The sequence below is a fragment of the Modestobacter sp. SYSU DS0511 genome (assembly GCF_054050755.1).
Genome location: NZ_JBJGZY010000042.1, coordinates 25,244 through 32,522, shown reverse-complemented (window position 1 = coordinate 32,522; position 7,279 = coordinate 25,244). Strand labels below are relative to the sequence as shown.

Here is a 7,279-nt window from a genome sequence, read left to right as displayed (position 1 = left end):
CCCCCCCCCCCCCCCCCCCCCCCCCCCCCCCCCCCCCCCCCCCCCCCCCCCCCCCCCCCCCCCCCCCCCCCCCCCCCCCCCCCCCCCCCCCCCCCCCCCCCCCCCCCCCCCCCCCCCCCCCCCGCCGCGGCGGGCGCGCAGCCGGGTCAACGCCTCCTCGAGGAGCGCGTCACCGTCCTCGTCCGAACGACGTTCCCGCACGTAGGCCAGGTGCGTCTTGTACGGCTCGGTCCGCGGCGCCGGCGGAGGGTTCTGCCGGTCGGTGCCAGCCGGCAGCCCGCACCGCGGGCAGTCCCAGGTCTCGGGCACCTCGACCTCGGCCGCGAAGGCGATCCGCGACTCGTGCCCGTTGGCGCACCAGAAACCGACACGGTGCCGCGGGGCCGCCTCACCGCGTTCGGCTTCTCCCATCGGGCCAGCACCCACTCGGCTGCCCCGGATCGCGTTCCCACCAGCCATGAACGGCCCCCTGACGTCGGCTCCGTCGGCGGTGACGAGTTGATCACCGCGCGGGCAGTCTAGGGCCTCTCAGGCGTTGCGCAGGTCACGATGCGGACACCGTCGGTACCGGCACGCGATCGGGAGGATGCTCTTCTCCAGCGGCACCCGCCCACGGGCCCGCCGTCGGCCCCGTCCAGGAGCTCGCCCCGAGCGTGCGAGGGGTGGGGCCCGGCCCCCTGCAGGGCGCGCCGCGAGCCTGCGAGGGGTGCGGGGCGGAGGGGTCCTTCGACCTTGCTCAGGCCTTGATCAGGATGCCCAGGGCGACGATGCAGACGGTCCAGAGGATCCCGAAGAGCACCGTGACCCGGTTGAGGTTCTTCTCGACGACCGAGCTGCCGGCCAGCGACGACGCGGCCGCACCACCGAACATCGACGACAGGCCACCACCCTTGCCGCGGTGCAGCAGGATCAGCACGATCAGCCCGATGCTCAGCAGCACGAGCAGCACGTTGAGGGCCAGTTCGATCACAGTACGTCTCCTGTCCCGTGGACCGGGGGTGTGGGGCGGTGGACCCCAGCCGTCGGGGGCTCTCGACCTGCCAGCCTAACCGATGCCGCTCGGGCGCTCGGCCCGCCGGCGCGACGCGGCGGTCAGCGGACGCCGGCGGTGGCGACGTCGTACCCGCCGTAGGGCTGCATCACCAGGCCGTTGCGCAGTCGCTGCCCGGCGAGCAGCTGCACCCGGTTCTCCGCCAGCGGCACGTAGGTGGCCGTCTCCTCGACCGCGCGCACCACCTGCCGCCACGCGTCGGCTGCGACCGCCGGCTCCGCCGCCGCACGAGCCGCGTCGATCAGCCCGTTCACCTGCGGGTCGTCCAGGCGCGCGTAGTTGGTGTTGCCGACCGGGCGCAGTGACCGCCCGTCGACCAGCGGTACCAGGAAAGACGCCGGCGTGGGGAAGTCCGCGGTCCAGGTGGCCAGCACCAGGCCGTAGCCGCCGGCGGTGACGGCGTCCCGGTTGCCGATGTCGGTGGCGTAGTAGGTGGCCGGGTCCAACGGCCGGACCTCGGCCTGGATGCCCACCTCGGCGAGCTGCCCGGCGACCACGCCGGCCATCTCCACGATCGTCGGCACGTCCGGCACGGCGAAGACCGTGCTGAAGCCGTCGGGGTGACCGCAGGAGACGAGCTTCTCCCGGGCCAGGGCGGGGTCAGCGTCCACCTCCTCGTCCTCCGGGCCACCGTCGAGCGCGCGCGGCCACAGCGTCGACGTGCGCACCACGTTGCCCGCACCGCCGAGGGCGTCCTGCACCGCGCGACGGTCGATCACGGCGGCCACCGCCGCCCGGCACTCGGCGTTGTTCATCGGGGCGACGGTGGTGGGCAGCGCGAGCAGGCGCAGTGCCCCCGTGGTCACGTCGTCGATCCGGCCCTCCAGGCCGCGGTCGCCCAGCCGGGCGGCGGTGGCCTGCTGCACGCCCGTGCCGGACAGGTCGACGTCCGCCGAGCCGGCGAGCAGCGCCTGGTCGCGGGCCAGGCTGGACAGCCCGCTGCGCACCACCACCCGGTCCGGCAGCCCGGTGCGGACGTCGTCGGTGGCCGGGTCCCACTCCGGGTTGCGCTCGAGCACCACGCCGGTCTGCGCGTCGACGGAGGCCACCGCGTACGGGCCGGAGGAGATCGGGTCGGTGCCGTAGCTGCCGGCCGTGTCGTTCTCCGCGGGCACCGGGCTGCTGGAGGGCAGCGCCAGCACGAAGGGGAAGTCCGGCGTCGGGGTGGTGAGGGTGAAGACGATCGTCCGGTCGTCGGGGGTGGCGATCGCCGGCAGCCCCAGCCGCTCCGGCGTCTCGTCCTGGTAGGGCCCGGCGTACGGGTCGGCCCGGTCGTCGAGCAGGTCGACGACGTAGGTCGGCCCGCCGACGACGACGTCGGAGGCGAAGGACCGCTCGATGCCGTACTTGACGTCACGGGAGGTGATCGGCCGTCCGATCTCGAACCGCACGCCTTCCCGGAGGGTGAACGTCCAGGTGCGGCCGCCGTCGGTGGTCGTGCCGAGATCGGTGGCCAGGTCGGGCACCAGCTCGTCGGTGCTGCCGGGCTCCGAGGAGTACGTGACAAGGGTGCGCACGTAGAGCCGCATCAGGTTCCACACGCCGGGCACGTAGGAGCGCTGCGGGTCCAGGCTGTCGATCTCCCCGGCCACCAGGCGCAACGTGCCACCGGGCTCGTCCGAGGGGCTCCGCACCCCGTCGACACCGCTGTTGACCTCACCGCTCTGCGTGGGCACCCCGGCCACCCCGGTGTTGCCCGCGCCGCACCCGCTGAGCACCGCGAGGGCGAGCAGGGCCGCCAGCACGACGGCCGGCCGCGCCGCGCCCTCTCGGGTGCGACGGCGGACCGGCCGTCGGTCGTTGCTGTGCATCACCGTGGTGCTGCTCCGCCCGGGTCGGTGCCGGCGGCGGTCAGCTCCCGTCGGCGGCGTGTCGGCAGATCGATGCGAACTCGTCAGCGTCCAGGCTGGCACCGCCGACGAGCGCTCCGTCGACGTCCGGCCCGGCGAGGATGCCGGCCGTGTTGCCGGCCTTCACCGATCCGCCGTAGAGGATACGGACGCGAGCGCCCGTCTCGGCGCCGAAGCGCTCGGCGAGCCGCGCCCGCAGCGCCGCACACACCTCTTGCGCATCATCCGGCGTGGCCACCTCACCGGTACCGATGGCCCACACCGGCTCGTAGGCGATCACGATGCCGGGACCGGCGCCCTCGGCGCCGACGACCTGCTCAGCGGTGAGGCCGGCCAGGGCCGCGTCGAGCTGGGCGGTGCAGTGCGCCACGTGGGTGCCGGCCCGGCGGACGTCGAGCCCCTCCCCCACGCACAGGATCGGCGCGATCCCGTGCCGCAGCGCGGCCTGGACCTTGGCCGCCGCCACCGCGTCGTCCTCCCCGTGCAGCGTGCGCCGCTCGGAGTGGCCGACCAGCACGTACCGGCAGGCCAGCGCAGCGAGCATCGCCCCGCTCACCTCCCCGGTGTAGGCCCCGGAGTCGTGCGCCGAGAGGTCCTGGGCGCCGTAGCCGATCTCCAGCTTGTCGCCGGCCACCAGCGTCTGCACGCTGCGCAGCGCGGTGAACGGCGGGACCACGACGACCTCGGCCGCCTCCAGCTGCTGCTCCTTCAGCGAGAAGGCCAGCTTCTGCACCAGGCCGATGGCCTCGAGGTGCGTGAGGTGCATCTTCCAGTTGCCGGCGATGAGCGGGCGGCGCCCTTCCCGGGGTGCCGGGGTGCTCTTCGTGCGTGCCATGCCGCCCCCTCAGTCCGCGAGCACCGCGAGGCCGGGGAGCTCCCGGCCCTCGAGGTACTCCAGCGACGCGCCGCCGCCGGTGCTGATGTGGCCGTAGGCGGCTTCGTCGAGGCCCAGCTGCCGCACCGAGGCGGCCGAGTCGCCACCGCCGACGACGGACAGCCCGTCGACGCCGGCGACCGCCTGGGCGACCCCGCGGGTGCCGCCCTGGAAGGGGGCCAGCTCGAAGACGCCCATCGGCCCGTTCCAGAAGACGGTGTGCGCACCGGACAGGGCCTCGGTGAACAGCTCGACGCTCTTCGGCCCGATGTCCAGGCTCATCTCGTCGGCCGGGATCCCGGTGGCCGGCAGCACCCGGGTCGGCGCGTCGGCGCTGAACTCCGGGGTGACGACGACGTCGACCGGCAGCACGATGCGGTCGCCGGCCTCGGCCAGCAGCCGCCGGCAGGTGTCGACCTGGTCGGCCTCCAGCAGCGACGTGCCGACCTCGAGGCCCCGGGCGGCGAGGAAGGTGTAGGTCATCCCCCCGCCGATCAGCAGCCGGTCGACCTTGGGCAGCAGCGCCTCGATCACGCCCAGCTTGTCGCTGACCTTCGAGCCGCCCAGGACGACCACGTAGGGCCGCTCCGGGCTCTCGGTGAGCCGGGTGAGCACCTCGAGCTCACGGGCCACGAGCCGGCCGGCGGCGTGCGGCAGCCGCTGCGCGACGTCGAACACCGAGGCGTGCTTGCGGTGCACCGCGCCGAACGCGTCGTCGACGTAGAGCTCGGCCAGGCCGGCGAGCCGGTCGGCGAGCTCGCCGCGGACGGCGTCGTCCTTGCTGGTCTCGGCGGCCTCGAAGCGGACGTTCTCCAGCAGCAGGACGTCGCCGTCGGCCAGGGCCTCGGCCTTCGCCGTGGCGTCCGGGCCGGCGACGTCGGCGGCCAGCGGCACCGTGGTGCCGAGCAGCTGGCCGAGCCGCGCGGCCACCGGGGCCAGCGAGAACTGCGGGTCCGGCTCGCCCTTGGGCCGGCCGAGGTGGGCCGCGACCACGACGCGGGCACCGGCCTCGCGGAGCGCGCCGATCGTCGGCAGGCTGGCCCGGATCCGACCGTCGTCGGTGATCCCGCCGCTGTTCTTGTCCAGCGGGACGTTCAGGTCGGCGCGCAGCAGCACGCGCCGACCCGACACCCCGTCGGCGATGAGCTCGTCGACGGACCGCATCAGAGCTTGCTGCCCACCAGGACGACGGAGTCGACGAGGCGGTTGGAGTAGCCCCACTCGTTGTCGTACCAGCCGACGACCTTGACCTGGTTGCCGAAGACCTTGGTCAGCCCGGCGTCGTAGATGCAGGAAGCCGGGTCGGTGACGATGTCGGAGGAGACGATCGGCGCGTCGGTGTAGACCAGGTACGGCGCCAGCGGGCCGGCAGCGGCGGCCTTGTAGGCGGCGTCGACCTCCTCGACGGTGACCTCGCGGGACAGCGTGACGGTGAGGTCGGTCGCCGAGCCGGTCGGCACCGGGACGCGCAGCGCGTAGCCGTCGAGCTTGCCCTTGAGCTCCGGGAGCACCAGGCCGATGGCCTTGGCCGCACCGGTGGAGGTCGGCACGATGTTCAGCGCGGCGGCGCGGGCGCGGCGCATGTCCTTGTGCGGGCCGTCCTGCAGGTTCTGGTCGGCGGTGTAGGCGTGGATCGTGGTCATCAGGCCGCGCTCGATGCCGAAGGCGTCGTTGAGGACCTTGGCCAGCGGGGCCAGGCAGTTCGTGGTGCAGGACGCGTTGCTGATGATCGTCTGCGAGCCGTCGTACTGCTCGTGGTTGACGCCCATCACGATCGTCAGGTCGTCGCCGGTGGCCGGCGCCGAGATGACGACCTTCTTGGCCCCACCGGCGTCGACGTGCTTGCGCGCGTCGTCGGCCTTGGTGAAGAAGCCGGTGGACTCGACGACGACGTCGACGCCCAGCTCCCCCCAGGGCAGGTTGGCCGGGTCGCGCTCGGCCAGCACCTTGATGGTCTTCTCGCCGACCTTGATGCCGCCGTCGACGACGGTGACGTCCTCGGCCAGCTTGCCCAGGATGCTGTCGTACTTCAGCAGGTGGGCCAGCGTCTCGTTCGTGGTCAGGTCGTTGACCGCGACGATCTCGATGTCCTGACCGCTGGCGGCCGCTGCCCGATAGAAGTTGCGGCCGATCCGGCCGAACCCGTTGATCCCGACCCGTACCGTCACTGCGGACCTCCCAGACCGTGTTGCCCTGCCGGACCGGTCGGCCCAGCGGCACCGTCGGCCGCGCGGGTGCGCGGCCACATTCCGCCCACACCCTATCGGCCCCCCGCGGGCTCCCCCGACGCCGCCAGGTGGACCCCCGGGAACGCCTCGGCATACGTCCGCGACGTCTTCCCGACCAGGTCAGGAAGACGTCGCGAACGTCTAGTGACGGACTGGAACGGCCCCGCCTCGGCCACGTCCGGAGGCTCGCCCCGAGCCTGCGAGGGGTGAGAGGGAGGCGGTCCTTCCGCTACTGGGCCAGCATGTCGTCGGTGACCACGGACTCGGTGTCCGGGATGCCGAGGTCCTTGGCGCGCTTGTCGGCCATCGCCAGGAGACGCCGTATGCGTCCGGCCACGGCGTCCTTCGTCATCGGCGGATCCGCGCGCTGGCCGAGCTCCTCCAGCGAGGCCTGACCGAACTCCAGGCGCAGCCGCCCGGCGACCAGCAGGTGCTCGGGTGCGTCCTGCCCGAGGATCTCCAGCGCCCGCTCGACCCGGGCGCTGGCGGCGACCGCTGCGCGCGCGGAGCGGCGCAGGTTGGCGTCGTCGAAGTTGGCCAGCCGGTTGGCGGTGGCCCGGACCTCGCGGCGCATCCGCCGCTCCTCCCAGGCGAGCACTGCGTCGTGCGCGCCCATCCGGGTCAGCAGCGCACCGATGGCGTCCCCGTCACGGACGACGACCCGGTCGGTGCCGCGGACCTCGCGGGCCTTGGCGGCGATCCCGAGCCGGCGGGCCGCGCCGACCAGGGCCATGGCGGCCTCCGGGCCGGGGCAGGTGACCTCCAGGGACGACGAGCGCCCCGGCTCGGTCAGCGAGCCGTGCGCCAGGAAGGCCCCGCGCCAGGCCGCCTCCGCGTCGCCGATCCCACCGGAGACGACCGACGGCGGCAGGCCCCGGACCGGCCGGCCCCGCTGGTCGACCAGGCCGGTCTGCCGGGCCAGGCCCTCACCGTGCTTGGCGATCCGCACCAGGTAGCGCACGCCGCGGCGGATGTTGCCGCCGGCGAGCACGCTCACCCCGCTGGTGTAGCCGTAGACCTCGCTGATGTCCCGGCGCAGCCGCCGGGCCACCGACCCGGTGTCCAGCTCCGCCTCGATCACCACCCGGCCGCCCACGATGTGCAGGCCGCCGGAGAAGCGCAGCAGCGCCGTCACCTCGGCCTTGCGCTCGGACGTCCTGGTGCACTCCACGCGGGAGAGCTCGTCCTTCACCATCGCGGTCATCGCCACGTCGTCCACCCCCGTGCCCGCACGGAGCGACCGGTCCTCGAGCATCCCGTCATCGCCATCAGCGGT

7 protein-coding genes are annotated in these 7,279 nt (G+C 74.0%); all 7 read right to left on the bottom strand.

Annotation, left to right across the window (positions count from 1 at the left end; all coding sequences use genetic code 11):
• A partial coding sequence (locus ACI783_RS17070) for an RNA polymerase-binding protein RbpA (RefSeq protein WP_457141548.1) occupies positions 1 to 459 on the bottom strand: 459 nt, incomplete at its 3' end.
• A 277-nt stretch (positions 460 to 736) separates the two neighbouring features.
• The gene (gene secG / locus ACI783_RS17065) at positions 737 to 970 is read right to left on the bottom strand and encodes a preprotein translocase subunit SecG (RefSeq protein WP_457085369.1); all 234 of its coding nucleotides are present in this window, start codon (positions 968 to 970) and stop codon (positions 737 to 739) included.
• A 122-nt stretch (positions 971 to 1,092) separates the two neighbouring features.
• Positions 1,093 to 2,862 carry an ABC transporter substrate-binding protein gene (locus tag ACI783_RS17060; protein WP_457141547.1) on the bottom strand — a complete coding sequence of 590 codons (1,770 nt, stop codon included), beginning with the start codon at positions 2,860 to 2,862 and terminating at the stop codon, positions 1,093 to 1,095.
• Between the two features lie 40 nt (positions 2,863 to 2,902).
• On the bottom strand, positions 2,903 to 3,736 hold the full coding sequence (tpiA, locus tag ACI783_RS17055; protein WP_457085367.1) for a triose-phosphate isomerase: 834 nt from the start codon (positions 3,734 to 3,736) through the stop codon (positions 2,903 to 2,905).
• Positions 3,737 to 3,745: 9 nt separating this feature from the next.
• Positions 3,746 to 4,939 carry a phosphoglycerate kinase gene (locus ACI783_RS17050; protein ID WP_457141546.1) on the bottom strand — a complete coding sequence of 398 codons (1,194 nt, stop codon included), beginning with the start codon at positions 4,937 to 4,939 and terminating at the stop codon, positions 3,746 to 3,748.
• Positions 4,939 to 5,943, bottom strand: a complete 1,005-nt coding sequence (gene gap, locus ACI783_RS17045) for a type I glyceraldehyde-3-phosphate dehydrogenase (protein WP_457141545.1) — start codon at positions 5,941 to 5,943, stop codon at positions 4,939 to 4,941. The genes ACI783_RS17050 and gap overlap by 1 nt, the downstream gene beginning before the upstream one ends.
• 289 nt (positions 5,944 to 6,232) lie before the next feature.
• Positions 6,233 to 7,207: a DNA-binding protein WhiA gene (whiA, locus tag ACI783_RS17040; protein WP_457085364.1), complete on the bottom strand. Its 975-nt coding sequence runs from the start codon at positions 7,205 to 7,207 to the stop codon at positions 6,233 to 6,235.
• Between the last annotated feature and the right edge of the window lie 72 nt (positions 7,208 to 7,279).